Raw genomic sequence first — 25,132 nt, forward strand, 5'->3', positions numbered from 1 at the left:
TCAAAAAATCCTAAATCACAGCCAAATAAAAATCCGCCTAAGATTACCATCTTAAGCGGATTTATTCAGCTATTCGCAATCAGTCGTGATTAAACAACTTCGCGTTTGGCACGGTCTTTTTCAACACCTTTGTTGATCAAACTTTGTTGCAAGATGGTAATACTATTATTGACAATCCAGTACAACACCAAGCCCGCAGGGAAGAACAACATAAATACAGTGAAGACAATTGGCATGATTTTGAAGACTTTCGCCTGCATTGGATCAGCCGGTTGTGGATTTAAAGACTGCTGAATAAACATAGTTGCACCCATCAATAAAGGTAGGATAAACCATGGGTCCATTGCAGACAAATCTTGAATCCAGCCTAACCAAGGTGCGTGACGAAGTTCTACAGACTCCATCAATACCCAGTATAAGGCTAAGAAAATCGGCATTTGCATTAACAGTGGCAAACAACCTGCAAGCGGGTTGACTTGTTCACGTTTGTACAGTGCCATCATCTCTTGAGAGAAGCGCATACGGTCTTCACCGAACTCTTCTTTCATGCGTTGCATTTCAGGTGCAATCACACGCATTTTCGCCATAGAGCGGTAGCTCTTAGACGACAATGGCCAAAGGATCAATTTCACCAAGATAGTCAATAAAATAATAGACCAGCCCCAGTTGCCCACTAATCCGTGGAAGAACTCTAAGCCAACGAACAATAATTTCGCAATTGGCCATAACCAGCCATAATCTACAGTTTGGTTTAAACCAACAGCCAAATCTTTGAGTTCAGATTGAACTTTAGGACCTGAATAGAATGTTGCATCCAATTCAGCCGCAGTACCCGCAGGCACATTAATCATCGGTGAAGTGAAACCAATAATGTTCATGTTGTCTGTTGATTGGCGCGATTCTAATTTCGCACTATAAGGCTGACCACCTGCTTGAGTCAGTTTGAGATCACCCGGAATCCAAGCACTAACAAAATAGTGTTGAACCATTGCAACCCAGCCACCTTTTGCTTCTACATTCAATTTTTCTTCATTGAAGTTAGCAAATTTAAGCTTGTTGTAATGTTCTTCAGGCGTACCCCAAGCACCACCCAAGAATGTTCCTAGGGTGAAAATACCTTGGTCTGATTTACCTGGATCATCTGAATTATCACGTTTGATTTGACCAAACATCTGACCTTGCCAATTGCCTGCACTACGATTGACAATTTTGTGGTTCACAATAATCGGATATTCACCTTGTTTAAAGGTAAATGTCTTGATAATTTCTACACCATCAGCCGTTTTATAAACCATTGGTACAGATAAAACTTTAACAGCTTTGCCGTCTTTAGTTTTTTCTGCTTTAGCATCCGCTAAGCTATAAGATGATTTTTCAATCTCATAAACAGGGCGGCCATTACGGTTACTGTCTGGCCCATTTAAACCAATCAAACCAGACTGAGCAACATAAGTACGTTTTGCATCGCTTTCCAGCATGACAAATGGTTGATCACTGTCTTTATTTTTATCATGGTTCAATAATTCAATACGAACAATGTCACCACCTTTAGGATTAATCCAAAGATGATAAAGGTCAGTGTGTACTGAAATAAGCTGTTGACTTACAGGTGCCGTAGCATCTGTTGTTGTTTGCTGAGTTGCAATATTTGCTTGAGGCATGTCAGACGCTGCAGTAGCTGTTTGACCATTTGGCAAATCTGCAGATACTTCATGCGAAACAACCGCAGCTTCTTGCTGAGGTTTGGTTTCCGCATGACCATAATCTTTTTGCCATGCCAAAATAAGCAAATATGCGACGACAAACATGGCCCCTAGAATTGCAAACCTGGCCCATTGTTGCATATCTATTATCCCAAGTAGTTAGAGGAGTGATTTCGGTTCAATAAACGATCACGAAAGGGTACAACAACGTGAAGCATTTGAGAATCTATTTGCTGAAATGAAATAAAACGAATTGCTTTCTGGGGAACAGGGTCATAACCAGAACCACCCCAAGGATGACAACGACAAATACGTTTTGTAGCTAACCACGCACCACGCACAGCACCATAAGAATGAACTGCTTCTAAAGTGTATTGAGAACATGTTGGAATATAACGACAGCGTGGCCCCAATAAAGGACTAATCGCGATCTGATAGAATCGAATCAACCAATGCAGTAAACGTACCATTGGCCATCTCTACTTTTGTGGGGAGGGAGCTATCTTTTTATGCTTATTGGCAAGGCGTTGCAATTTCTGCCAAGCAAATTGTAATTGCTGCTGCAATTCTGCATTAGGAATTGCTTCAATACCTACTTTAGGCATGACCACAATATCTAATAAATCTAATTGCTGTTGATGTAGGCGAAAACTTTCGCGAGCAAGACGTTTTACTCTATTTCTTTCATGTGCGCGACGCACTTTTTTCTTAGCAACAACAATACCCAAACGACTTGTAGGTTGTTCGGAATTTTTTGCCAAAAATAAGAAATGGGGTTGATGCACTTTAAAAAGCGCACCATCAAACACACTTTTATAATCGGCAGCACAGCGTATACGTACGTCTGTGCTGAAGCCATAAAGTGTCATAACACCCAAAATCGTAATAACTTAACTAATTAAACAGTTAAGCTATGACGACCTTTTGCACGACGACGAGCTAATACTTGACGACCAGCTTTAGTAGCCATACGAGCACGGAAACCATGAACACGCTTACGCTTTAATTCTGATGGTTGAAATGTACGTTTCATATTGAAACTCCAAAAATGATCTTTATATGAAGGTTCGCGATTTTAGTGCTCATTCAATGAGCTGTCAATCAAAAACAAACTTTCTTGCAAAATAAGTCTTTTTTTTAGAAAATCAAGATCATTCGAATTATTGAATTAATTTCAAGCTGTTTGTATTTTATACACAACACAAACTATTGATTAATAAAACAACATAAGTTATGAACAGAAATATTCACAATATTATCCACAACTTAGTGTTGATAAGATTTATTTGCTGACTTTTGAATTTAAATTTAAAAATATTGAGAGTTATCCACAAAGCAAAGTGCTCTTATTAATTAAATTCAAATTTATAAATTTAAATTTATTACTATTAGGGGGCTGTTTTTCTGTGGAAAAGCATTTTTTATTTTTATTAACCATAAACTTATCTTGTGGATAAACATGTTTTTATAACTTTATTAAATTGTGGATAACTTTGTGCTATATTTTATCCACAGCTTGGTGGTAAGTTTATCCACACCAGGTTTTAAATTTAAATGTAATTTGAAAATTACTTTTTAAAGCGATATTTCGCTAATTTTGCCATGACAGATGTGGATAACTTCGATAGAATGGCGACCCGCTTAGTCGGGCTCAAATAATTTTTTACCAATAAATGGAATAAATAGGGGTTTCACATGCTTTGGACAGACTGTTTAACTCGTTTGCGACAGGAGCTTTCGGGGAATGTCTTTACAATGTGGATTCGCCCTTTGGTTGCTGAAGAGCTTAATGACACATTAAGACTGTATGCACCCAATCCTTATTGGACACGTTATATTCAAGAACATCATCTTGAGTTAATCACGATTTTGGCAGAGCAAATGTCAGAAGGTCGTGTACGTAAAGTTGAAATTTTGGTGGATTCTCGTCCAGGTGCAATTTTGTCAGCCAATGAACAACCCGCTACCACAACGGCTGCACTGCAATCTGCTCCTGCTGCAATTGTTAGGCCACGAAAAGAAAAAGAAGAATCAACGGTAAAAAATAGCCGTAAACGTTTATTAAACCCATTATTTACTTTTTCATTATTTGTTGAAGGCCGTTCTAACCAAATGGCGGCAGAAACGTGTCGTAAAGTTTTAACGCAATTAGGGGCTTCGCAGCATAATCCCTTATTTTTGTATGGCCCGACAGGTTTAGGTAAAACGCATTTAATGCAGGCTGTGGGGAATGCTTTGTTACAAGCAAAACCAAATGCGCGTGTCATGTATATGACGGCAGAGAGTTTTGTCCAAGATTTTGTCAGTTCTTTACAGCAGGGCAAGGTTGAAGAATTTAAGAAAAATTGTCGCTCTTTAGATTTGTTATTGGTCGATGATATTCATTTGCTTGCGGGTAAAGAAGCCAGTTTGGTCGAATTTTTTTATACCTTTAATGCATTACTTGATGAATCGAAGCAGATTATTTTGACTTCGGATCGTTATCCTAAAGAACTCACGGAACTTGATGCACGTTTAGTTTCACGTTTTTCTTGGGGCTTGTCGGTCGGTGTAGAACCACCCGATATTGAAACCCGGATTGAAATTTTATTGAAAAAAGCCGAAAGCAATGGCGTAGATTTACCGCGTAATTGTGCGTTATTTGTCGCACAACAAGTCGTGGCCAATGTACGTGAGCTTGAAGGTGCACTCAATAAAGTGGTTGCCATTTCTCGTTTTAAAGGCACGCCAATTGATTTGGATGTAGTGCGTGAATCGTTAAAAGATGTGTTAGCAATTCGTGCCAGAACCATCAGTACTGAAAATATTCAGCGCGTGGTGAGCGAATATTTCCGTATTCCATTAAAAGAAATTGTGGGTCCTAAGCGTACCCGTATTTATGCACGTCCACGTCAGTTGGCCATGGGGCTGGCGCGTGAACTGACAGGGGATAGTTTTCCTGAAATTGGTATGGCATTTGGCGGGCGTGATCACAGTACCGTGATGCATGCCTGTGAGAAAGTACTGAGTCTTCGTGAACAAGATCCGATCTTCAATGAAGACTATAAAAACCTGCAGCGTTTGCTGCAAAGTTGATCTGTTTTGATCAAATTCTATTCTTGCAATGCGGCATATTCTGCCGCATAGTACACTGCTAAAAAATTAGTTAATTGACCTGAAATCTTCAGTTGTTAGAGGAATATGCCGTGCGTTTGAAAATCGCGAAAGAAAGCTTACTTAATGTTCTATCACATGTCGTAGGAGCGGTTGAACGTCGCCATACTTTAAATATTTTATCTAATGTCAAGATTCAAGTAAGCAGCGAATCGTTAACCATTACTGGTTCAGATTTAGAAGTAGAATTGGTTGCCAGCACCAATTTGGCTGAGGGTGCATGTTTACAGGTGGGTGAAACAACTGTTCCTGCACGTAAATTGATGGACATCTGTAAATCGTTACCCGCTGCGGCCTTGATAGACCTGCAAATTACTGAAGATCGTTGTATTTTAAAATCGGGCAATAGCCGTTTTGTGTTGGGAACGCTGCCTGCTGAAGATTATCCGCTATTGAGCACTGAAAATGCTCAAGGCACGCAAGTGACGGTGACTCAGCGTGAATTAAAACGCTTATTTGAGAAAACGGCTTTTGCGATGGCGGTGCAAGATGTGCGTTTTTATTTAACTGGGACATTGCTTGAAATTGATCAAAATCAACTTCGTGCAGTGACGACAGATGGTCATCGTTTAGCATTATGTGAAACCGCAGCAACGTCAACTGCGACTCAAGCCATTCAAGCCATTGTTCCACGAAAAGCGGTTGCTGAATTACAACGCTTACTTAGTATTGAAGATGAACAATTGTCTTTACTGATTGGTCGTGAATTGTTAAATGTGACCATTAGCATCGCCAGTCGTGACAAAGAACAAGGCAGTATTATGGTTCGTTTTACCACGAAATTGATTGATGGAAAATTCCCCGATTACCGTCGCGTGATTCCACGTGGTGGTGATAAAAATGTATTGATTGCACATGATGTATTTAAGCAATCGCTACAGCGTGTTGCCATTTTAAGTAATGAAAAATTACGTGGTGTGTTTTTAAACTTTGGTGCGGACTGTTTGCAACTTCGTGCCAATAATCCAGAACAAGATGAGGCAATTGAAGATTTAGCGATACAATATGCTGATGCACCGATGGAAATGTCATTTAATGCACAATATTTATTGGATGTATTGGGTGCTTTAGATGGTGATGATGTATCGATGACTATGACTGAGGCTAACCAATCTGTATTGGTACACGATCCAGCACAACAAGATCAAACCTATGTTGTGATGCCGATGCGTGTTTAATTTGCAGATTTTTGACAAGATCAAACGATGCATATTACGCGTTTAAATATAGAACGTGTTCGAAACTTAAAAACGGTTGCACTTCAAGAGTTGCAGCCGTTTAATGTCTTTTATGGCCCGAATGGTTCTGGGAAAACATCTATTCTTGAAGCCATTCATTTATTGGCGACAGGGCGTTCCTTCCGTACCCATATCCCGAAAAACTATATTCAAAATGAAACAGCCAATGCCATTGTTTTTGCACAGTCTGCCACTGAAAAAATTGGGATGCAAAAATTATTGTCAGGTGAGCAGCTGATTAAAGTCAATGGCGATCATATTGCCACTCAAGGACAATTGGCTAAACTTCTGCCTTTACAACACATCGACCCACAAAGCACCGATATTATTGATCATGGCGCAAAACCACGGCGACAATTGATCGATTGGTTGATGTTCCACGTGGAACCTGAGTTTTATCATGCATGGCAATATTATTCTCGTGCTTTAAAACAACGTAACAGTTTGTTGAAATCGAGACGAAATATCGGTTTGAATGAATTGGAACCGTGGAACAAAATGTTGGCGGAATATGGCGAAATGTTGCATTCACAGCGCAGTGGAATCGTCGAGCAATGGAAAGTTTATTTGGAGCAGGATTTAAAGCATTTATTGCCTGATTTAGAGATTCAATTGGAATATAGTGCAGGCTTTCATACCGAACAGGGTTTGCTGAATGACTTAACCGTACATCATCAGAAAGATGTCGATCGACGTTATACTGAATATGGTCCACATCGTGCAGATTTACGTTTAAAAACAACGCTAGGCGATGCTGATGTGGTACTTTCACGGGGGCAAAAAAAGCTGCTGATTATGGCCTTAAAACTGTCACAGATTGCAATGCTGCATGCCTGTAATAAGGAAACTGTGGTATTATTAGATGATCTGACAGCAGAATTAGATTTAACCGCACAGCGACGATTAATTGAGCGATTGAGCCAACTAGGTAGTCAAGTTTTTATTACCACTTTAGAGCATGAATCAGTAAAAAAACATTTACATGATTTGTCTATTTCTTATCAATTATTCAATGTTGAAAACGGTCAAGTTCAAGTTGTTGTGCAATAGTTTTTAGATTTTACCCATCTTTGGATAGACCTTTATTTCACTAGGGAGAAACCATGAGTTCAGAAGATCAAGCTGCTTCTCAAACAGAACAAACCAATGAAAAGGCTTATGATTCCTCTAGTATCAAAGTATTACGTGGCCTAGATGCTGTTCGTAAGCGTCCAGGTATGTATATTGGTGATACTGACGATGGTTCAGGTTTACATCACATGGTGTTTGAGGTGGTCGATAATGCGATTGATGAAGCCTTAGCGGGTCACTGTGATGAAATCTTAGTCACCATCCATGAAGATGAGTCTGTAAGTGTTGCAGATAACGGTCGTGGGATTCCAACGGATATTCACCCTGAAGAAGGGGTATCTGCCGCTGAAGTGATTTTAACCATTCTGCATGCTGGCGGTAAGTTTGATGATAATAGCTATAAAGTTTCCGGTGGTTTACACGGGGTAGGTGTTTCTGTTGTAAATGCCTTGTCGAGTAAATTATTACTGAATATTCGTCGTGCTGGTAAAGTTTTTGAACAAGAATATCATCATGGCGATCCAGTTTATAAATTACGTGAAATTGGTGAAACCACTGAGTCTGGAACGACCGTTCGTTTCTACCCGAGTGAGTTAACCTTCTCTCAAACGATTTTCAATGTCGATATTTTGGCGCGTCGTTTGCGTGAACTTTCATTCTTAAATGCGGGGGTTCGTATTGTATTACGTGATGAACGTATCAATGCTGAACATGTATTTGATTATGAAGGTGGTTTGTCTGAATTTGTAAAATATATCAATCAAGGTAAAACTCACTTAAATGAGATTTTTCATTTTACCAGTGAGGTTGTGGAAACAGGCATTACGGTTGAAGTCGCGTTACAGTGGAATGATAGTTATCAAGAAAATGTTCGTTGCTTTACCAATAACATTCCGCAAAAAGATGGTGGTACGCATTTAGCTGGTTTCCGTGCCGCGTTAACACGGGGTTTAAACCAGTATTTGGATAGTGAAAATATTCTCAAGAAAGAAAAAGTTGCTGTCACAGGTGATGATGCCCGTGAAGGTTTAACCGCAATTGTTTCAGTGAAAGTGCCTGATCCAAAATTCTCATCACAAACCAAAGAAAAATTGGTTTCCAGTGAAGTGAAAACTGCTGTAGAGCAGGCGATGAACAAGTCTTTTTCTGAATATCTTTTAGAAAACCCACAAGCGGCTAAATCAATTGCAGGCAAAATTATTGATGCTGCTCGTGCACGTGATGCTGCGCGTAAAGCACGTGAAATGACACGTCGTAAGAGTGCATTAGATATTGCTGGTCTGCCTGGTAAACTGGCCGATTGCCAAGAAAAAGATCCAGCATTGTCTGAACTTTACTTGGTCGAAGGTGACTCGGCGGGCGGTTCTGCAAAACAGGGTCGTAACCGTAAGATGCAAGCCATTCTTCCGCTTAAGGGTAAAATTTTAAACGTAGAACGTGCGCGTTTTGACAAAATGATTTCCTCTCAGGAAGTAGGCACGCTAATTACTGCACTGGGTTGTGGTATTGGCCGTGAAGAATACAATCCTGATAAATTACGTTATCACAAAATCATCATCATGACCGATGCCGACGTCGATGGTTCGCACATTCGTACGCTACTGTTGACCTTCTTCTTCCGTCAAATGCCAGAACTTGTGGAACGCGGTTATATTTATATTGCCCAGCCACCCTTGTATAAGTTGAAAAAAGGTAAGCAAGAGCAATATCTTAAAGATAATGATGCTTTAGAAACTTATCTTATTTCGAATGCCATTGATGAGCTTGAACTGCATATCAGTGCTGAGGCACCTGCGATTCGTGGTGAGTCTTTAGCCAAGGTGATTGCTGATTATCAAACCTCACAAAAAAGTTTAAATCGTTTAACGCTACGTTATCCTGCAAGTTTGCTGGATGGTTTACTGGGTTTAGATGCATTTAAACTTGATCAAAATCATGATGAAGATTATGTAAAACAATGGTCTGAACAGTTGCGCGCAGCAATTGAACAACACCAACCAAGTTTGCGTCCTGAAATCACCTTAGAAGTTTTTGAAAAAGAACATGTAGATGGTGAGAAAGTGACGCATTATTGGCCACGTGTAACGGTCTATGTACATAACTTGCCGCATCATTATTTACTTGATTCTGGACTATTGGCTTCAAGTGAATACAAGCGTTTACTGCAAAACTCGAAGAGTTGGTTCACCTTGCTTGAAGATGGCGCTTATTTGCAAAAAGGTGAGCGTAAAATTAATGTCGCCACTTTCCATCAAGTTTGGCAACATATTTTATCCGACTCACGTCGTGGCATGATGATCCAGCGTTATAAAGGTTTGGGTGAGATGAACGCGGAACAGCTTTGGGAAACTACCATGGATCCTGAAAACCGTAACATGTTGCAAGTGACCATTAATGATGCGATTGAAGCCGATCGTATGTTCTCTTGTTTGATGGGAGATGATGTGGAACCACGTCGTGCCTTCATTGAAGAAAATGCTTTAAATGCGGATATTGATGCCTAATGTGTTGATGCGCTAAGTGATAAAAAAGCATCCTTCGGGATGCTTTTTTAATGCTATTTTGATTTAAATATGATTAAATTTTAATCATATTTTTTATTAAAATGACTTATTGCTCTGTCATGATGCTTGTAAACACAGGAAATCATTATGCAATATTACGAGGTTAGCACGATGGATAATCAACTGGAAAAGATCCGAGATATTTGGGTGAATGCATTTTTTACCGGCAATTTTAATCTGTTGGCTCAATATGAGCATGCAGATTTCAAAGTGGTATATGAGCAAGAAGGACGTGTGGAAGGTACTTTTACCCGTTATGAACGTATTGCGCATGCTGTAAAAAATGGGGTGTGGAAACCGCAAAAACCAGCCATAGAATTTGAAGAGTTTGAATTTGATCGAGATTTGACGCACTGTAAAATTCTCATTGGTTTGGAAAATCAGAAACAAATTCAGGAATTATGGGGCAATCAAGGGGCTTGGAAAATTATAGAACTCAGATTTTTAAGCTGAAAATGGTATTTAAATAAATAAAAAAGCTGGTTTTATTTCAGTACTTATATGTGGATAAGTTTTATGAGTGGGTTATTCTTGTTTGATGTGCATGTGAAAATTAATTTATCCACAGCTTAAAGTGGGTTTTTATTTTAAATTCAAACGGGTTTTTATGGTTGTTGGTCAACACTTTAAATTTAAATATGGCATTTGAATTTAAAGTCTGTGGGTTGGTGATTTTTTAAATCATTCTACAGATTCACTGAGTAAAATCAGAACAAAAAGATTGTGTAGTAAAATTAAAAAATCGCAGTACAGGTTGAAAAATTGTACTGCGATAATAAAATAAGTATTTCTTTAGTTTTGCTTAAGAGTTAATTTTGGCTTATTCGAGAGAGCTTTCCAGTTCTTCCAATTCCATCATTAATTCAAGCACTTGCTCTTCAGCCTGTGCCAATTTTGCTTTTAATTCAGTCTGTTCATTCATCAGTTTAAGCAAATCATCCTTACGGTTTGCTTCATATAGGGCAGTATCCCCCAATAAAACTTCAATTTCTGCTAAGCGTGGCTGAGCTTTGGCAATCTGAACTTCATTTTTTTCAATATTTTTACGAATTGGACGACTTAGTTCACGATTACGTGCCGCTTCTTTACGCTGCGCTTCTTTGTCCAGTTTAGAAATGGTCGGTTTCACTTCAACTTGTGATTTCACGGGTGCAGCAGGTTGTTGCCCAGTTTTCATCATGTCGATACGTGCTTGGCGTAACCATTCTGCATAAGCGGTTAAGTCACCATCAAATTCACGACTTTGACCGCCATGAACCAAGATCAACTCATCACAGACTGAAGCAATCAATTGACGTTCATGCGAAACCAGAACAACGGCACCTTCAAAGTCTTGTAGCGCCATCGTCAGTGCATGACGCATATCTAAGTCTAAATGGTTGGTTGGTTCATCTAGAATTAACACGTTTGGACGTTGCCATACAATCAGGGCTAAGGCCAAACGCGCGCGTTCACCGCCAGAGAAACTTTCACTTGGCGTGTCCATACGTTCGCCACTAAAACCAAAGCTTCCTAAGAAAGAACGTAAGCTCGCTTCACTGATTTTTCTATCGGCAATACGTGCCAATTGCAACATTGGGCTGGCATTACCATCCAAAGCATCCATTTGATGCTGGGCAAAATAGCCAATATTCAGCAGTTCAGAATCTTTACGCGTCCCTTGTAATAATTTTAAATCGCCAACCAGTGATTTAATCAGGGTTGATTTACCCGCACCATTCATCCCCAATAAACCAATTCGACTGGTTGGGGTAATTTGTAGGCTAACATTGGTCACAATCAGTTTTTCACCGTAACCAATATCGGCATTTTCAAGTTCAAGTAAAGGTGAACTCATTTTCGTTGGTTCACGGAAACTAAAGGTAAACGGTGTATCGACATGTGCAGCAGAAAGTTCCTGCATACGTTCCAGTTGTTTAATTCGGCTTTGCGCTTGTTTGGCTTTGGTGGCTTGTGCTTTAAAGCGGTCGATATATTTTTGCAAATGTGCACGTGTTTCTAATTGCTTTTCATAAGCTTGTTGTTGTTGTGCTAAACGCTCACTACGAGTACGTTCGAAAGTCGAATAGTTGCCAGTATATAAAATCAGTTCTTGATTTTCGATATGTAAAATATGATCGGTAATTGCATCTAAGAAATCACGGTCATGTGAAATAAGAACCAAAGTTCCTTCGTAGGCTTTCAACCAATCTTCTAACCAAAGAATCGCATCTAAGTCTAAATGGTTGGTTGGTTCATCAAGCAGTAATAAATCTGAACGGCTCATGAGGGTACGCGCAAGGTTCAGACGCATACGCCAACCGCCCGAGAAGCTTGAAACATCGAGTTGTGATTGATGTTCAAAGAAACCTAAACCTGCCATGAGTTGTGATGCTTTAGAGGATGCTGAATAGCCATTAATTTCATCAAAGCGACCATATAAATGGGCAAGTTCATCATCACTTAAGCTGTCAGGATGATCCAGTTTGTTCTGAATTTCCCAATATTCTTCATCACCAGACAAAACAAAATCAATTGCTTTCATTTCTAAAGCTTTGATTTCTTGTGCCATATGAGCGACGGTCCACACGGCAGGACGGGTTAAAGAACCACTGTCTGATTCCATGCCGCCAAGGAGTGCATTAAATAATGTTGATTTTCCTGCACCATTAACACCTGTTAAGCCAATTTTCCATCCTGGATGTAGCTGCATGGATGCTTTTTGAAATAAAACACGTCCACCGCGACGTATAGAAAGTTGATCTAACTGAATCATTGAAATATCTAAATGAGAAGAATGGTGCGCGTATTCTAAAGGAAGCGACTCAGAAAAGAAAAAATCTGAGGCATTATTCTTTGATAAAGGGGATTCTTTGCGTAAATAAATAAAAATGTGACAAGTTGTTTAAAAAATAACCTTTCGTCAGAAATGAAATCAAAGCTCTATTTTTGCCCTTAAAACAACACTATAGTTATTTTTAGAGGAGTAATTAAAAAAGAATAAGGAAAGATGATGAAAAAAGGAATTTGGTTGGTATCAACGGGACTGTTATTGAGCTGTTCAAGTTTGGCTCAAGCAAAACAAGATATATGTGTGTTTGACCTACTGGGAAAAGCGGGTGAATCTTATAAAATGATGGAGGAGTGGGCACTCGCTGCAAAAGTATGGAATGCGGATGTCCGATTAATTGCGTATCAAAATGAAGAAAAAGCAGATAACGATTTTAAAAATGGAAAATGTGATGCCATTTATATGACCACCATGCGGGCACGTGCATATAATAAATTTGCAGGTTCTATTGATGCTTTAGGCGGTGTTCCCAGTAATGCAATTGCGCATAAAGCCATCATTTATGTGCTAGACAAAAGAAATATTAAAAGATTAAAAACAAGCATTGATAATGTGCAATATGAAGTGGGGGGGATTGGACAAATTGGGCCTGCATACATTTTCGTTAAAGATCGCAATATTAATACGATTGAAAAAGCGGCAGGGAAAAAATTTGCCGTTTTAGAATATGATAAAGCACAAATTGCCATGGTCAAACGAGTGGGTGCGACTCCTGTTTTGTCAGATGTTTCGGATTTTGTGAGTAAGTTTAATAAAGGGCAAGTTGAGATGGTCGGTGCACCCGCTTATGCATTTAAACCTTTAGAAATGGATAAAGGTTTAGGTACGAATGGGGCATTATTTAACTTTCCAGTGCTGAATGTGACTGCCGATTTAATTTTTAATACCGAAAAATTTCCAAGCAATTTGGGCATTCAATCGAGAGATTGGTTTATTAAACAATTACCTCGTCAATTTGCGATGGTGAAACGCTTAGAAGAGGGGATTCCTGCAAAATATCGCATGCAATTATCCAAAGAAGAAAAAGAAAAATATCAAAAATTATTAAGAGATGGTCGTATCGAATTAACCAAGCAAGGCATTTATGATGCTTCGATGATGACGGTACTGAAAAAAGCCCGTTGTACTGTAGAGCGAACCAATTTTGAATGTTCTTTAGGGGGCGAATAAACTTGCTCCGCAAAAGAATTGTAAAATAACGCAAATTTTTTGCGGATTAGGTCATAATTTTTATTATATAAGTTTATGATTTTATTTTAAATTTATAAAATTAAAAAAAATTGACCTACAGAACATAAAAAAATGGAGCAAATGCTCTATTTTTTTATTGTGAACTTGCTTAATATTTATGGCGTGAATGGACATTCGTCAAACAACAAGATTCTAAAAAGGACCGCCACAATGAAAAAAACGATTCTCGCATTAGCTGCATTTTCTGCTGTAGGTTTAGCGACGACAGCTCAGGCAGCTAAAGTGGATGTATGTGTATTTGACTTACTGGGTAAATCTGGTGAATCTTATCAAATGGCTCAGGAATGGGCGCTTGCTGCCAAAGGATGGGGAGCAGAAATTAATTTAATTCCACGCCAAGATGAAGCTGTTGCTGATAATGACTTTAAAGCAGGTAAATGTGATGGCGTTTTTATGACGGCGATGCGCGCACGTCAATACAATAAATTTGTGGGTTCTATTGATGCTTTAGGTGGTGCACCAAGCAACACGATTGCACAACGTGCGATTACTTTTGCACTTGATCAACGTAATGCGCCGAAAATGGTCAGTAATTTAGGCGGTAAAAAGTATGAAGTTGCTGGTATTGCGCCTTTAGGCTCGGCTTTTATTTTTGTACGTGATAAAAAGATTGATTCGATTGAAAAAGCAGCGGGTAAAAAATTTGCTGTATTAGGTTATGACGATGCACAAAAAATTATGGTGCAACGTGTTGGTGCACAAGCGGTTATTTCTGACGTTTCTAACTTTGTAGCCAAGTTCAACAATGGTCAGGTGGATATGGTGGGAGCACCTGCTTATGCGTATAAACCTTTAGAAATTTATAAAGGTTTAGGCTCAAATGGTGCGATGTTTAATTTCCCTGTATTACAAGTCACAGCTGATTTTATTATCCGTCCAGATCAATTCCCAGCAGGCTTTGGACAAAAATCGCGTGATTGGTTCGTGAAAAATTTACCGAAAAGTTTTGCCATGATTAACCGTCTTGAGACCAGTATTCCTGCCAAGTTTAAAATGAACTTAACCGCTGAAGATAAAACCAAATATCAAAAACTCCTTCGTGAAGGTCGTATGGATATGACCAAACGTGGAATTTATGATGTTGGCATGATGAGCGTATTGAAAAAAGCACGTTGCTCTGTCGATAAAGCCAATTTTGAATGTTCACTTGGTGGTGAATAGTATTGATTTTTAAAAATAAAGCCTAGATTAAATCTAGGCTTTTTTGTCGAATTAAATCTGTTATTTTTGCCATTGTTGTCAGCTCAAAAAAGCGTAGTCTTAAAAATGAAATCAAGGATTACGCTTGTGATTCACGATCAATAGATAAATAAAAACTCAAAAAGCTTCAATCTCAGATTGAATGAAAACAAAGAAACAAGGAAGAAAAAATCATGATGCCATGGTCTAAAACACTGCTGCTGGGTATGAGTTTGTGTGTCGTAACAGGTGTTGCTCAAGCAAAACAAGTAATGTGTGTATTTGATTTAGTCGGTAAAAGTGGCGATGTTTTTACCCTGATGAAAGATTATCAACTTGCAGCCAAAAATTGGGGTGCAGATATTGAATTACGTGTGGGTCAAAACGAAGCGGTCATTGCTGAAGATTTTAAAGCGGGTAAATGTGATGCAATTAGTGTCACAGGAATGCGCGGTCGTCAGTTCAATGATTTTACTGGCTCTTTAGATGCGATTGGCGCGATTCCCGATTTAAAACTTGCGGTTAAGGTGATGCAAGGCCTAGCCAGTCCAACTTTTGCTAAACATATGGTACACGGCAAATATGAAGTGGTGGGGGTGATACCCGTCGGTGATGCTTATCTAATGGTCAATGACCGAAATATCAATACTGTGGCGAAAGCAGCAGGCAAAAAAATTGCAGTCTTAGATTATGATGAAGCACAAAAAATTATGGTTCAGCAAATTGGTGCACAGGCAGTCAGTGCGGATGTCACCAACTTTGGTGCCAAATTTAACAATGGTCAGGTCGATATTATTGGCGCACCTGCCGCTGTATTTAAACCTTTAGAGTTACATAAAGGATTAGGCAGTAAAGGCGCTATTGTGAATTATCCAATTTTACAAGTCACAGGTAACCTCATTATTCGTCCAGATAAATTTCCTGCTGGTTATGGGCAAAAATCACGTGAATGGGTGAAAAGTCAGTTGCCTCGTGCTTTTGGTATTTTAGGTAAAATGAAATCAGATATTCCACAAAAATATTGGATGCAAGTTCCTAGCGCAGATAAACCGGGTTATCAAAAATTGATGCGCGAATCACGTGTCGATTTAACCAAACGTGGCATTTATGATAAACGGATGATGAAATTATTATGGCAATTTCGTTGTAAGGAAGACCCAAAAAATTTCGAATGTAGTCTTCAAGATGAGAACTACAAACAATCTTGATAAAAATACTCAGATTTAACTTTAAATCTTCAAAGACTGACCATATATTGGGTATGATATACTTGAATTATGGTCTTTATCTTTTAAAGACATCTGAATTGAACAGAGGAATCCAACATGAATGCCCAAACTTTGGTGCTGACCGACAATGCTGCGAATAAAGTACGCCAATTGCGTGATAGTGAAGGCAACCAAGAATTAATGTTACGCGTTTATGTTACAGGTGGCGGTTGTTCAGGTTTTTCTTACGGTTTTAACTTCGCTGAAAGCATGAATGAAGATGATGCTGAATTTATCAATGGCGATGTAAAAATGCTGGTGGATTCTTTAAGCTATCAATATCTTGTAGGCTCAGCAGTCGACTATATTGAAGGCTTGGAAGGTTCACGTTTTGTTGTACAAAATCCAAATGCAACAACAACCTGTGGTTGTGGTTCATCTTTCTCGATTTAATAAAAAGTTTGAAAAAAGCCCTCATTTTTGAGGGCTTTTTATTGAAAATAGCATGTATGATGGCGTTAAGAATAAATCATTAGGCTTCTAATTTAGCAGCTTCTAAAATATCAAAAACAACGGTTGTCACGTCTTGGCTTAAATCACGATTGTTGAAAATTTCATGTGCTGAAATGGTGACATCTGTATCACTTGGCAGTAAGCGTTGTTCTTCTTCAATCAAATGTTGAATGGGCAATAAGGTGTGTTTGATTTCCAAATGAAGAATATCGCTGAATTCAAGGTTTTCATCTTCTAATTCAATCAATTGTTCATTCAAAAAGGGTAATAAAATTGAATGGAGGTAAGGTTGAATCTCAAGAATATCAAAGATTTCGATCTCACGTGTTTGCTCAATCGTACTAATGTGATCATTCATTTCAATCAGAATATGGTAGTAACTCACACGCGTCTCCAGAGATTTTATCTTGTTATTTCTGTACATCACAATAACATGAAATGCGTGCTATTTCCGTTCTATTATTATGCATATACTTATAAAAAGTAAGGGATTTTTACATTGTATCTCAGTTGCTGCTTAACGGGTATCTAACAAAGCTAAATCGGCAGGGGTCAGGCTGAAATTTTGCATATTTTGATCCTTCATCATTGGATACATCAGCGCAACGGGGTCTTGATTATGTTTTAAACCCAGCGCATGTCCAAATTCGTGTGCGAGGGTAAGACGTAAATCATCTTTGGATGAAAACTCATAAATATTAATCTGTTTGCCATTAAACAGTCCTTTATCAAATAACCGAGCTTGAAAGCGTTGATTAAATTGATCAATAGATTGATTTAATTGGTTGTTAATTTGATTGAGTTCGCTCACCTGATCATTTAAGTGTTGAATTTTTTGGTTGTACAGATTGATTTCTTGTTCTAGCGCAAAGATTTGTTGTTGGAGTTGATGACGTTGTTGTATAAACAGATCACGCTGTGAGGGATGGATACTCCCATTTTGATTCATCATGGCAATTTGCTGATTATATTGGTGTAATTGAGCATCTAGTTGTATTTTTTTAGTGTCGAGTAGGATATTAGCGCGATCAATTTCATCTTTAAGTTGCTTAAGGTTTTGATTTTTATTTGACCAAATTTGCTGATTTTGTTCAATATTACCTAGTTGTTGACGGCGTTGATTCGATTCATCTTGGCGCTCATCGTAGATTAAATGAATCGTAAGTTTGGCATTCGGGTCATAAATAAAATAATCATTGCCTGTCCCTATTTTCCAAATATCGGTGGCTTGTTGACTCAGTTGTATGACCTCGTCTTTGCTTAAACCAAAACGTGGGTCAACTTCGGCAATACGATAACGCAGACGCGTATCGAAAGGATGCTTAAGTCGATCAGATACTGCGTTATAGCGAAGTTGATGGTGCTGATGTGTTTGATAGGTTATCAACAACAACCAAATAACGGCAAGAATCAGGCTGAGCATACGCATAAAATTGATTAATCTAGATCACTGGATTTGAGAGTAATAGAGAGATGGATTGGGTCAATAAGCGTACGAGCTAATTTCTCTGAAAGTAGCAATATTTTGATTAAAGTATTCATTTTACCCATTCTTGAAGATATTTTATTTTGTTGATGACTTTAGCAAAAAGCATGATTGAATACATTAAAAATGAACATAAAAAAACCGCGCTTACGCGCGGTTTTTTATAACTTAATTAAAGTGACAAATTATTTTTTGTCATCTTTAACTTCAGTGAACTCGGCATCTACAACGCCGTCATCCGCTTTTTGTTGTTGACCCGCATCACCACCTTGGAATGCATTTGGATCAAAACCTTCAGCACCGCCTTGAGCACCTTGCGCTGCTTCATAAGCACGTTGGCTAATTGGCATGATGATGTTTTGTAAAGCTTCAGTTTTCGCTTTGATTTCTTCTACATCATTTTCTTTAGTAGACGCTTCAAGCTCAGCAACCGCAGTTTCAATCGCTGTTTTTTCGTCAGCAGTCACTTGCTCACCAAGATCTTTCACTGCTTTTTGAGAAGAAGACACTAATGCATCAGCTTCGTTACGTGCTTTCGCGAGTTCTTCGAACTTACGATCTTCTTCAGCATTCATTTCAGCATCTTTAATCATCGCTTCAATTTCAGCATCGCTCAAACCTGAGTTTGCTTTAATCTGGATCGATTGCTCTTTACCCGTGCTCTTGTCTTTTGCAGATACTTTCAAGATACCATCGGCGTTGATGTCGAAAGATACTTCAATTTGTGGCACACCACGTGGCGCAGGTGGAATGTCGCCTAATTGGAAGTTACCCAACAATTTGTTTTGCTGTGCCATTTTACGTTCGCCTTGGAACACAGAAATGTCTACAGCAGGTTGGTTGTCAGCAGCAGTTGAGAACACTTGAGATTTCTTCGCAGGAATCGTGGTGTTTTTCTCAATAATTGCAGTTAACACACCGCCCATGGTTTCAATACCCAGTGTAAGTGGTGTTACGTCAAGTAAGAGTACGTCAGTTTTGTCACCAGACAATACTGCACCTTGAATTGCAGCACCCATGGCTACAGCTTCGTCAGGGTTCACGTCTTTACGTGGCTCTTTACCGAAGAACTCTTGTACTTTCTGTTGAACCATTGGCATACGTGATTGACCACCGACCAAGATTACGTCAGAGATGTCGCTTGTTGAAAGACCAGCATCTTTAAGCGCAATACGACAAGGTTCAATGGTACGAGCAACAAGATCAGCCACTAAGCCTTCAAGTTTTGCACGTGTTACGTTGATCACTAAATGTTTAGGACCAGTCGCATCAGCCGTGATGTACGGAAGGTTAATTTCTGTTGCATTTGACGAAGAAAGCTCGATTTTTGCTTTTTCAGCTGCTTCTTTCAAACGTTGTAACGCAAGTGGATCTTGTTTTAAGTTGAAGCTTTGTTCTTTCTTGAACTCTTCAACTAAGTATTCGATTAATGCATTATCAAAGTCTTCACCACCAAGGAATGTATCACCATTGGTCGACAATACTTCAATTTGTTGGTCGCCATCTAAGTCAGCGATTTCAATGATTGATACGTCAAAAGTACCACCACCTAAGTCGTAAACTGCGATTTTACGGTCGCCTTCTTTTTTGTCCATACCGAACGCAAGTGCAGCAGCCGTTGGTTCGTTGATGATACGTTTAACTTCTAAACCTGCGATTTTACCCGCATCTTTAGTCGCTTGACGCTGCGCATCATTGAAGTAAGCAGGAACAGTAATCACGGCTTCAGTAACGGTTTCACCTAAATAGTCTTCAGCAGTTTTTTTCATCTTTTTCAAGATTTCAGCTGAAACTTGTTGTGGTGCGAGTTTTTTATCGTTCACATCAACCCAAGCATCACCATTGTCTGCTTGGATGATTTTGTAAGGTACAAGACCAATGTCTTTTTGTACTGCTTGGTCTTGGTACTTACGACCGATCAAACGCTTGATGGCATACAAGGTATTTTTTGGATTCGTCACTGCTTGACGTTTCGCAGATTGACCAATCAGAATTTCACCATCTTTGTATGCAACAATTGATGGGGTAGTACGCGTACCTTCTGCATTTTCGATTACTTTAACTTTGTCGCCTTCAAGTACAGCGACACAAGAGTTTGTTGTACCTAAATCGATACCAATGATTTTAGCCATTTGGATGTTTCCTCTAAATTTTTTACAATGTTTTTTGCTTGTTATCCGATATGAGAGCCATTCAAATTTTTTCAAGTTCTTTAAACGAAAAAAATAGAAAAACTCTCGAATTTCTTTACTTTATTGACCCACTAAGACCATTGCAGGACGAAGTAAACGGTTTGATAAGGTATAACCCTTTTGTAATACAGTACCGATTTCACCTGCTTTAGCATCGGGTGCGATACCCACTGCTTGGTGTAAATCTGCATTAAAACCGTTATGCATATCCACTTCTACTACACCGAATTTTTCCAGTGTATGTAGCAGGGATTTCAACGTAAGTTGCACACCTTCAAGTAATGCTGATTCCGTGTCACCTGCAGCTTGAATTGCGCGTTCTAAATTATCAACCGAGTCGAGTAGTTCTTTCGCGAACTTCTCAATCACAGTTTCTTTGTGCTTTTCAGCATCACGTTGAATACGTTCCACACTTTTTTGCGCTTCGTATACAGCATTGGCTGTACGTGCTTTTTCAAGTTTTAAACTTTCTTCCAAGTTTTTAATTTGTGTTTGTAAATCTTCAACTGAAACGGCAATTTGCTCTGTTTCAGCTTGAGTTTGTGCTGTTTGTTGATCAGCTTGCTCTTGCCCAAGATCTTGAGCTTGTTCGTTTTGCTCAGTTGCCATAGATTTACTCCGTTTAAATGGGTTCTTAAACATGCACAGTCCTTTTGGCTGCAGTGTTAACTGGGTTAATCCTGAACTGCCATGAGTGATAAAATTCATGATTAATACAGAGGTCGGGGCAAGCGATAAAAATTCAAGCGAGACAAGCAATTAAATCTGTTTAATTTGATGAAAAGCGTTAAAAAATACCGTTTTTCGAGCAATTGGGTAAAAATGATTGGATTATTGATGCTTAGCTTGATGTTATGGATAAAATAATAATCCGCTTGAAAAAGCCCAAGGACATCAGGTGCCGAGTGATCACCTTAAGGGCAACCCGAAAATGGCAGTACACGCCATACTTATTATAAGCAGAGACAATTTCTCCACTCTGGCAGACCCTGCTTAAATCTTGCAACAAATTCAAAAATAAAAAGTCTTCACATTAAAAGATGCACTTCGAGTTCATCGCGGTAAATATTATGGTGGTTACTGTTAACAAAAATTTAATTCCGAAACAGAGTGCTGCATCATCTTGAACAGTAACAAGTTTAAAATTTTGTGATCGTGATTTGTGTTAATGAATAAAAAAATGCCCAGTAAAAAAGGGCATTCAATGGCGTAGATAAAAAGATTTTAATCGTCGTGACGATGACGTTGCTGTTTATCATAATCTCGACGAGGTTCATCCCAACGGTTTTTTTGGGATTTATCTTGCGGTTGTATTTTTTGACGATTTTTCAGATCTGATTTTTCGCGCTGTTGCTCTATTCGTTGGCGTTCACGTTGCTTTGCATCCCAACCCGATGAATTCGGTTGATTTTGTTCAGCGTACTTACCTTGTTCACGTTTTTTGCGATCCCAATCCGACTGTTTTTGACGATTTTGTTCCCATTGACGACGTTCAAGTTCGCGCTTTTTACGTTCTAGTTCTAAACGGTTTTGTCGTTGTTGATATTCCCAATGTTGACGATTGCGCTCGCGATCATAGCGATAGTCATAATCTCGATCATAATGACGGTCAGAGCGATTGTCATAACGTCCATCGTAATAACCGTCATTTTCAGGGAATGCTACGCAACCTACAGTTAAAAATGTGGTCGCTAAAGTCAGTATCATGAGTTTTTTAGCCATAGCCTATATCCTTCTTTTTAAGGAGTAGCAAAAACACTCCGAAATATACGTGGAAATTGTCAATGACAAGGTATAAAAAGAAGATTAGCGTATGAATGTCTTTACTGTGTATATAGATGATTCGACTTCTATAAGATTATGGTCACTTATGAGCTGATCATGTAGAAAATATGAAGAATATAAAAAAGGAAGGTGCATGAATGGTTGCTTTTAATCAAACGCTACAGACGATGATCGAAAAAGGACAAGGCGTAGCAGCACGCACTTTAGATCGCTTGCCGAGCCTTGCTCAAGAATCCTTGGTTAAAGTTTTAGGCTATCCCTATCAGTATCCTGAGCTTGACCCATTAATCAAATGCATGATGGCTGTACAGTTAAAACAAGGCAATCGTGGTTTTATTGGTGCAGATGTGATCCGTGCCCGTAAAGCCTTTGACCTGCAAATGCAGTCGATTAAAAGCAAACCAACCCCTGTGAAGCGAGTCGAAGATCTACGTTTGCCTTTACACAGCGGCACGATCTTCGCACGACATTATCATCCAGCCCCAAGTAAAAAACTGCCGATGATTGTGTTTTATCATGGCGGTGGTTTTGTCGTGGGGGGGCTAGATAGTCATGATGAGGTGTGTCGTTTACTTGCTGTGTATGCGAAAGTGCAGGTTTTAAGTATTGACTATCCATTAGCACCCGAAACCAGTCCAATAAAATTAATTCAAACCTGTGAAGATGCCTTGGCATGGGTCTATCAAAATAGAAAACAGTTTAAAATTTTAAAAAATAGAATTTCAGTTGCTGGCGATAGCGCAGGGGGGAATATTAGTACGGTGGTTGCACAGCGTAGTGCCCATAAAGTCTATGCACCTCAAGCCCAATTGCTGCTCTATCCCGTTGTTGATTTTAAAAGTCGTCATCCATCGTTCTATGCCTATAAAGATGGTTTGCTTCTGACCGGAGAGGATATTGATTTTGTGACGCACTATTATGCAGAACAGCATCAAGTGGAATTGGATGATCCGATTATTTCTCCCACCTATGGTAAACACGATAAATTACCGCCTGCATACGTGATTACAGCGGGTCATGATGTATTACATGATGAAGGTGAAATTTACGCCTATAAACTACGGCATCGTGGCGTGAAAGTACATTACCAAGAATATAATGATCAAGCGCATGGTTTTGTCAATCTCACCCCAATTTCTTCTCGCGCTAAAAAACACTTTATTGAAATTAGTAAGAACTATAGAAAGTTTTGGGATAAACACGCTTAAGTTTTTTTCTCAATTGATGTCTCAATAGGACAAGGTGTTTCACGTGAAACACCTTTTTTATTTATTTTCAATTTTAGCTTTGGGGAGCGTCAGTTGAAATTCGGGCACATAAAAACTGTGTAAATACTTCGCTTGAGAAAAATCAGGGAAGATGTCGAGCGTATTTTTCCATGCGACTTGTTTAAGTTTACATAGCTTGCCGCGAAATTGAGGACTGAATTGATAATGTAAACCTTGCCATGTTTGTTGGATGTTTAACAGTCGGGCGGGTAAATGATGACTATTGATATAAAAAGTTTGGCTATGTTTGTACTTATACAGACACAAACTCATTTCTTGTTGTTCAAATGAAATGGTGCAATACACCACATCATCTTTGATTATCCATTCAAATTCGGCAAGTTGTTTTGGAATGCCCCAAAAATATTGACCATGAACAACAGATGCCTCTGTCGACACATAAATTTTAGCAATCGAAGATAAGTGTCTTTTACTGATTAAGGGGTGGTCTAAAAGGAGCAGTTCATCATATGGGCCAATAGGGGACTCATGATAACGAATCAATATGATCTGTACCACTCGACCAATTGGAGAGGGGGCAATGTGAAAAGCGTGATTGTGTTTAATAAAGTTTGGCGTTAACCAATAATTCAAAATAAAAGCATCACCATGTAAATGCCAAGGCGGATCATGATGAAAAGTCACTGTACTTAATGCTTCATTCATTGTAATTCTCATTTATCCCAAAAAGAGATACTGTTTTATTTATATTGAAAGATTAATATATAGTCATTCACAATGACAACTTGAAATAGAAGAGTAAAGAAATGTTAAAACAAACCCTATTCGCTGTAGGTGCTATATGTATAAGTTTACAAGCGATGGCTGCAAATAGCATTGTAGAAATGAAAACATCAATGGGAAATATTGAAATAGAACTCTTTAATGACAAAGCACCTATTTCAGCAAAAAACTTTGAAGGCTATATAAAAGATAACTTCTATAATGGCACCATTTTTCACCGCGTTATTCCAGGCTTTATGATTCAGGGCGGTGGCATGGATGCCAACATGGCAGAAAAACAAACTAAAGCTCCTATCCAAAATGAATCTTATAATGGTTTGAAAAATGTACGTGGCACTTTAGCGATGGCACGTACCAACAATCCTAATTCAGCCAGTAGCCAATTCTTCATTAATACAGTAGATAACGACTTCTTAAATAAAAGTCAGATGAATGCAGGTTATGCCGTGTTTGGTAAAGTGACCAAAGGTATGGATGTAGTCGATAAAATTACCAAAGTTCCAACGGCAAACTTCGGTATGCACCAAAATGTACCGCAACAGGCTGTAAAAATTGTGAGTGTGAGTATTAAACCAGCAGTGGTGAAAAATTAATAAAAAATAAAGCAGAAATATTTTGGTCATGTTTTTGCTTTTAAATTAGATATTTATGCTTGAAATAGAGTAAAAATGAGCCAAAATAGTGCGTAAAAATGCAACACTCGATAAAACAGTCAGTTAAAAGCGCTTGCGTGTGTACGAAATTGCCCTATACTGTGCTCATCCCGACGAGATAGCCGGAAACAAACGAAGCACGAGGTGCTGAGTTGTTAAGGAATATCAAGTTGAGCGACTTAATTACTGACGAAGTATTAAGAAGATCATTAAGAGATTATGAAGAACAACTTGTGTGGATTTTTACTGGTTGATTAATCGAAATTATTTTCATTGATTGATGGTAGAAATTAC

At 38.7% G+C, this 25,132-nt stretch carries 22 protein-coding genes; 11 read left to right on the top strand and 11 right to left on the bottom strand.

The genetic code is table 11. The annotated features are described in order from the left end of the window. Positions 1–89: 89 nt before the first annotated feature. The 4 genes from yidC to rpmH are packed head-to-tail and all read right to left on the bottom strand — an operon-like array spanning position 90 to position 2,736. Positions 90–1,844 carry a membrane protein insertase YidC gene (gene yidC / locus BLV99_RS14085; protein ID WP_092691825.1) on the bottom strand — a complete coding sequence of 585 codons (1,755 nt, stop codon included), beginning with the start codon at positions 1,842–1,844 and terminating at the stop codon, positions 90–92. Between the two features lie 5 nt (positions 1,845–1,849). Next, positions 1,850–2,173, bottom strand: coding sequence for a membrane protein insertion efficiency factor YidD (gene yidD, locus BLV99_RS14090; protein WP_086166502.1), 324 nt, complete (start codon positions 2,171–2,173; stop codon positions 1,850–1,852). 9 nt (positions 2,174–2,182) lie between these two features. Continuing rightward, positions 2,183–2,572, bottom strand: a complete 390-nt coding sequence (rnpA, locus tag BLV99_RS14095; RefSeq protein ID WP_086166503.1) for a ribonuclease P protein component — start codon at positions 2,570–2,572, stop codon at positions 2,183–2,185. Positions 2,573–2,601: 29 nt separating this feature from the next. Beyond that, a complete protein-coding gene (gene rpmH / locus BLV99_RS14100; RefSeq protein WP_000831329.1) occupies positions 2,602–2,736 on the bottom strand; it encodes a 50S ribosomal protein L34 in 135 nt (44 codons plus the stop codon). Between the two features lie 662 nt (positions 2,737–3,398). Here rpmH and dnaA point away from each other — a divergent pair. The 5 genes from dnaA to BLV99_RS14125 all read left to right on the top strand — a co-directional run bounded on the left by dnaA (position 3,399) and on the right by BLV99_RS14125 (position 10,182). Next, complete coding sequence (gene dnaA, locus BLV99_RS14105) at positions 3,399–4,778, top strand: chromosomal replication initiator protein DnaA (RefSeq protein ID WP_086185423.1); 1,380 nt, start codon at positions 3,399–3,401, stop codon at positions 4,776–4,778. A 110-nt stretch (positions 4,779–4,888) separates the two neighbouring features. Then, the gene (gene dnaN, locus BLV99_RS14110; RefSeq protein ID WP_092691827.1) at positions 4,889–6,034 is read left to right on the top strand and encodes a DNA polymerase III subunit beta; all 1,146 of its coding nucleotides are present in this window, start codon (positions 4,889–4,891) and stop codon (positions 6,032–6,034) included. 27 nt (positions 6,035–6,061) lie between these two features. Further along, positions 6,062–7,144, top strand: a complete 1,083-nt coding sequence (gene recF, locus BLV99_RS14115) for a DNA replication/repair protein RecF (RefSeq protein WP_086185421.1) — start codon at positions 6,062–6,064, stop codon at positions 7,142–7,144. Between the two features lie 53 nt (positions 7,145–7,197). After that, positions 7,198–9,669, top strand: a complete 2,472-nt coding sequence (gene gyrB / locus BLV99_RS14120) for a DNA topoisomerase (ATP-hydrolyzing) subunit B (RefSeq protein ID WP_092691831.1) — start codon at positions 7,198–7,200, stop codon at positions 9,667–9,669. Between the two features lie 171 nt (positions 9,670–9,840). Next, positions 9,841–10,182 carry a hypothetical protein gene (locus tag BLV99_RS14125; protein WP_092691833.1) on the top strand — a complete coding sequence of 114 codons (342 nt, stop codon included), beginning with the start codon at positions 9,841–9,843 and terminating at the stop codon, positions 10,180–10,182. A 367-nt stretch (positions 10,183–10,549) separates the two neighbouring features. Here the strand turns inward: BLV99_RS14125 and BLV99_RS14130 are convergent, their stop codons facing one another. Beyond that, positions 10,550–12,484, bottom strand: coding sequence for an ATP-binding cassette domain-containing protein (locus BLV99_RS14130; RefSeq protein ID WP_092691836.1), 1,935 nt, complete (start codon positions 12,482–12,484; stop codon positions 10,550–10,552). Positions 12,485–12,721: 237 nt separating this feature from the next. Here BLV99_RS14130 and BLV99_RS14135 point away from each other — a divergent pair, with 237 nt between their 5' ends. The 4 genes from BLV99_RS14135 (at position 12,722) to erpA (ending at position 16,650) form a co-directional block, all read left to right on the top strand. Beyond that, positions 12,722–13,729: a putative solute-binding protein gene (locus BLV99_RS14135; RefSeq protein WP_092691866.1), complete on the top strand. Its 1,008-nt coding sequence runs from the start codon at positions 12,722–12,724 to the stop codon at positions 13,727–13,729. Positions 13,730–13,960: 231 nt separating this feature from the next. After that, positions 13,961–14,971: a putative solute-binding protein gene (locus tag BLV99_RS14140; protein ID WP_092691839.1), complete on the top strand. Its 1,011-nt coding sequence runs from the start codon at positions 13,961–13,963 to the stop codon at positions 14,969–14,971. Between the two features lie 215 nt (positions 14,972–15,186). Continuing rightward, complete coding sequence (locus BLV99_RS14145; protein ID WP_092691868.1) at positions 15,187–16,197, top strand: putative solute-binding protein; 1,011 nt, start codon at positions 15,187–15,189, stop codon at positions 16,195–16,197. Between the two features lie 117 nt (positions 16,198–16,314). Beyond that, a complete protein-coding gene (gene erpA, locus BLV99_RS14150; RefSeq protein ID WP_086166511.1) occupies positions 16,315–16,650 on the top strand; it encodes an iron-sulfur cluster insertion protein ErpA in 336 nt (111 codons plus the stop codon). 79 nt (positions 16,651–16,729) lie between these two features. On the opposite strand, the gene BLV99_RS14155 is transcribed toward erpA, so the two are convergent. From BLV99_RS14155 to BLV99_RS14175, 5 genes are all read right to left on the bottom strand, one after another. After that, the gene (locus tag BLV99_RS14155) at positions 16,730–17,107 is read right to left on the bottom strand and encodes a hypothetical protein (RefSeq protein ID WP_086185440.1); all 378 of its coding nucleotides are present in this window, start codon (positions 17,105–17,107) and stop codon (positions 16,730–16,732) included. Positions 17,108–17,227: 120 nt separating this feature from the next. Next, the gene (locus BLV99_RS14160) at positions 17,228–18,139 is read right to left on the bottom strand and encodes a matrixin family metalloprotease (protein WP_092691841.1); all 912 of its coding nucleotides are present in this window, start codon (positions 18,137–18,139) and stop codon (positions 17,228–17,230) included. Between the two features lie 242 nt (positions 18,140–18,381). After that, positions 18,382–20,328: a molecular chaperone DnaK gene (dnaK, locus tag BLV99_RS14165; RefSeq protein WP_086185415.1), complete on the bottom strand. Its 1,947-nt coding sequence runs from the start codon at positions 20,326–20,328 to the stop codon at positions 18,382–18,384. Positions 20,329–20,448: 120 nt separating this feature from the next. Next, positions 20,449–20,997: a nucleotide exchange factor GrpE gene (gene grpE / locus BLV99_RS14170; RefSeq protein WP_092691844.1), complete on the bottom strand. Its 549-nt coding sequence runs from the start codon at positions 20,995–20,997 to the stop codon at positions 20,449–20,451. Between the two features lie 615 nt (positions 20,998–21,612). Continuing rightward, complete coding sequence (locus tag BLV99_RS14175) at positions 21,613–22,110, bottom strand: hypothetical protein (protein WP_092691846.1); 498 nt, start codon at positions 22,108–22,110, stop codon at positions 21,613–21,615. Between the two features lie 200 nt (positions 22,111–22,310). Between BLV99_RS14175 and BLV99_RS14180 the strand changes: the two genes are divergently transcribed. Continuing rightward, entirely contained in the window at positions 22,311–23,381 is a 1,071-nt protein-coding gene (locus BLV99_RS14180; RefSeq protein ID WP_092691850.1) for an alpha/beta hydrolase, read from the top strand. A gap of 57 nt (positions 23,382–23,438) precedes the next feature. Here the strand turns inward: BLV99_RS14180 and BLV99_RS14185 are convergent, their stop codons facing one another. Next, on the bottom strand, positions 23,439–24,107 hold the full coding sequence (locus BLV99_RS14185; RefSeq protein WP_092691853.1) for an acetoacetate decarboxylase family protein: 669 nt from the start codon (positions 24,105–24,107) through the stop codon (positions 23,439–23,441). A 101-nt stretch (positions 24,108–24,208) separates the two neighbouring features. Between BLV99_RS14185 and BLV99_RS14190 the strand changes: the two genes are divergently transcribed. Continuing rightward, positions 24,209–24,778, top strand: coding sequence for a peptidylprolyl isomerase (locus tag BLV99_RS14190; RefSeq protein ID WP_092691856.1), 570 nt, complete (start codon positions 24,209–24,211; stop codon positions 24,776–24,778). Positions 24,779–25,132 lie beyond the last annotated feature (354 nt).

This window comes from Acinetobacter kyonggiensis (assembly GCF_900107285.1).
Classification (GTDB): Bacteria; Pseudomonadota; Gammaproteobacteria; order Pseudomonadales; family Moraxellaceae; genus Acinetobacter; species Acinetobacter kyonggiensis.

Coding starts and splice junctions, on each gene's coding strand:
- yidC (WP_092691825.1), bottom strand. CDS start 1,844: ATGCAACAATGGGCCAGGTTTGCAATTCTAGGGGCCATGTTTGTCGTC.
- yidD (WP_086166502.1), bottom strand. CDS start 2,173: ATGGTACGTTTACTGCATTGGTTGATTCGATTCTATCAGATCGCGATT.
- rnpA (WP_086166503.1), bottom strand. CDS start 2,572: ATGACACTTTATGGCTTCAGCACAGACGTACGTATACGCTGTGCTGCC.
- rpmH (WP_000831329.1), bottom strand. CDS start 2,736: ATGAAACGTACATTTCAACCATCAGAATTAAAGCGTAAGCGTGTTCAT.
- dnaA (WP_086185423.1), top strand. CDS start 3,399: ATGCTTTGGACAGACTGTTTAACTCGTTTGCGACAGGAGCTTTCGGGG.
- recF (WP_086185421.1), top strand. CDS start 6,062: ATGCATATTACGCGTTTAAATATAGAACGTGTTCGAAACTTAAAAACG.
- gyrB (WP_092691831.1), top strand. CDS start 7,198: ATGAGTTCAGAAGATCAAGCTGCTTCTCAAACAGAACAAACCAATGAA.
- BLV99_RS14125 (WP_092691833.1), top strand. CDS start 9,841: ATGGATAATCAACTGGAAAAGATCCGAGATATTTGGGTGAATGCATTT.
- BLV99_RS14130 (WP_092691836.1), bottom strand. CDS start 12,484: ATGATTCAGTTAGATCAACTTTCTATACGTCGCGGTGGACGTGTTTTA.
- BLV99_RS14135 (WP_092691866.1), top strand. CDS start 12,722: ATGAAAAAAGGAATTTGGTTGGTATCAACGGGACTGTTATTGAGCTGT.
- BLV99_RS14140 (WP_092691839.1), top strand. CDS start 13,961: ATGAAAAAAACGATTCTCGCATTAGCTGCATTTTCTGCTGTAGGTTTA.
- BLV99_RS14145 (WP_092691868.1), top strand. CDS start 15,187: ATGCCATGGTCTAAAACACTGCTGCTGGGTATGAGTTTGTGTGTCGTA.
- erpA (WP_086166511.1), top strand. CDS start 16,315: ATGAATGCCCAAACTTTGGTGCTGACCGACAATGCTGCGAATAAAGTA.
- BLV99_RS14160 (WP_092691841.1), bottom strand. CDS start 18,139: ATGCGTATGCTCAGCCTGATTCTTGCCGTTATTTGGTTGTTGTTGATA.
- dnaK (WP_086185415.1), bottom strand. CDS start 20,328: ATGGCTAAAATCATTGGTATCGATTTAGGTACAACAAACTCTTGTGTC.
- grpE (WP_092691844.1), bottom strand. CDS start 20,997: ATGGCAACTGAGCAAAACGAACAAGCTCAAGATCTTGGGCAAGAGCAA.
- BLV99_RS14175 (WP_092691846.1), bottom strand. CDS start 22,110: ATGGCTAAAAAACTCATGATACTGACTTTAGCGACCACATTTTTAACT.
- BLV99_RS14180 (WP_092691850.1), top strand. CDS start 22,311: ATGGTTGCTTTTAATCAAACGCTACAGACGATGATCGAAAAAGGACAA.
- BLV99_RS14185 (WP_092691853.1), bottom strand. CDS start 24,107: ATGAATGAAGCATTAAGTACAGTGACTTTTCATCATGATCCGCCTTGG.
- BLV99_RS14190 (WP_092691856.1), top strand. CDS start 24,209: ATGTTAAAACAAACCCTATTCGCTGTAGGTGCTATATGTATAAGTTTA.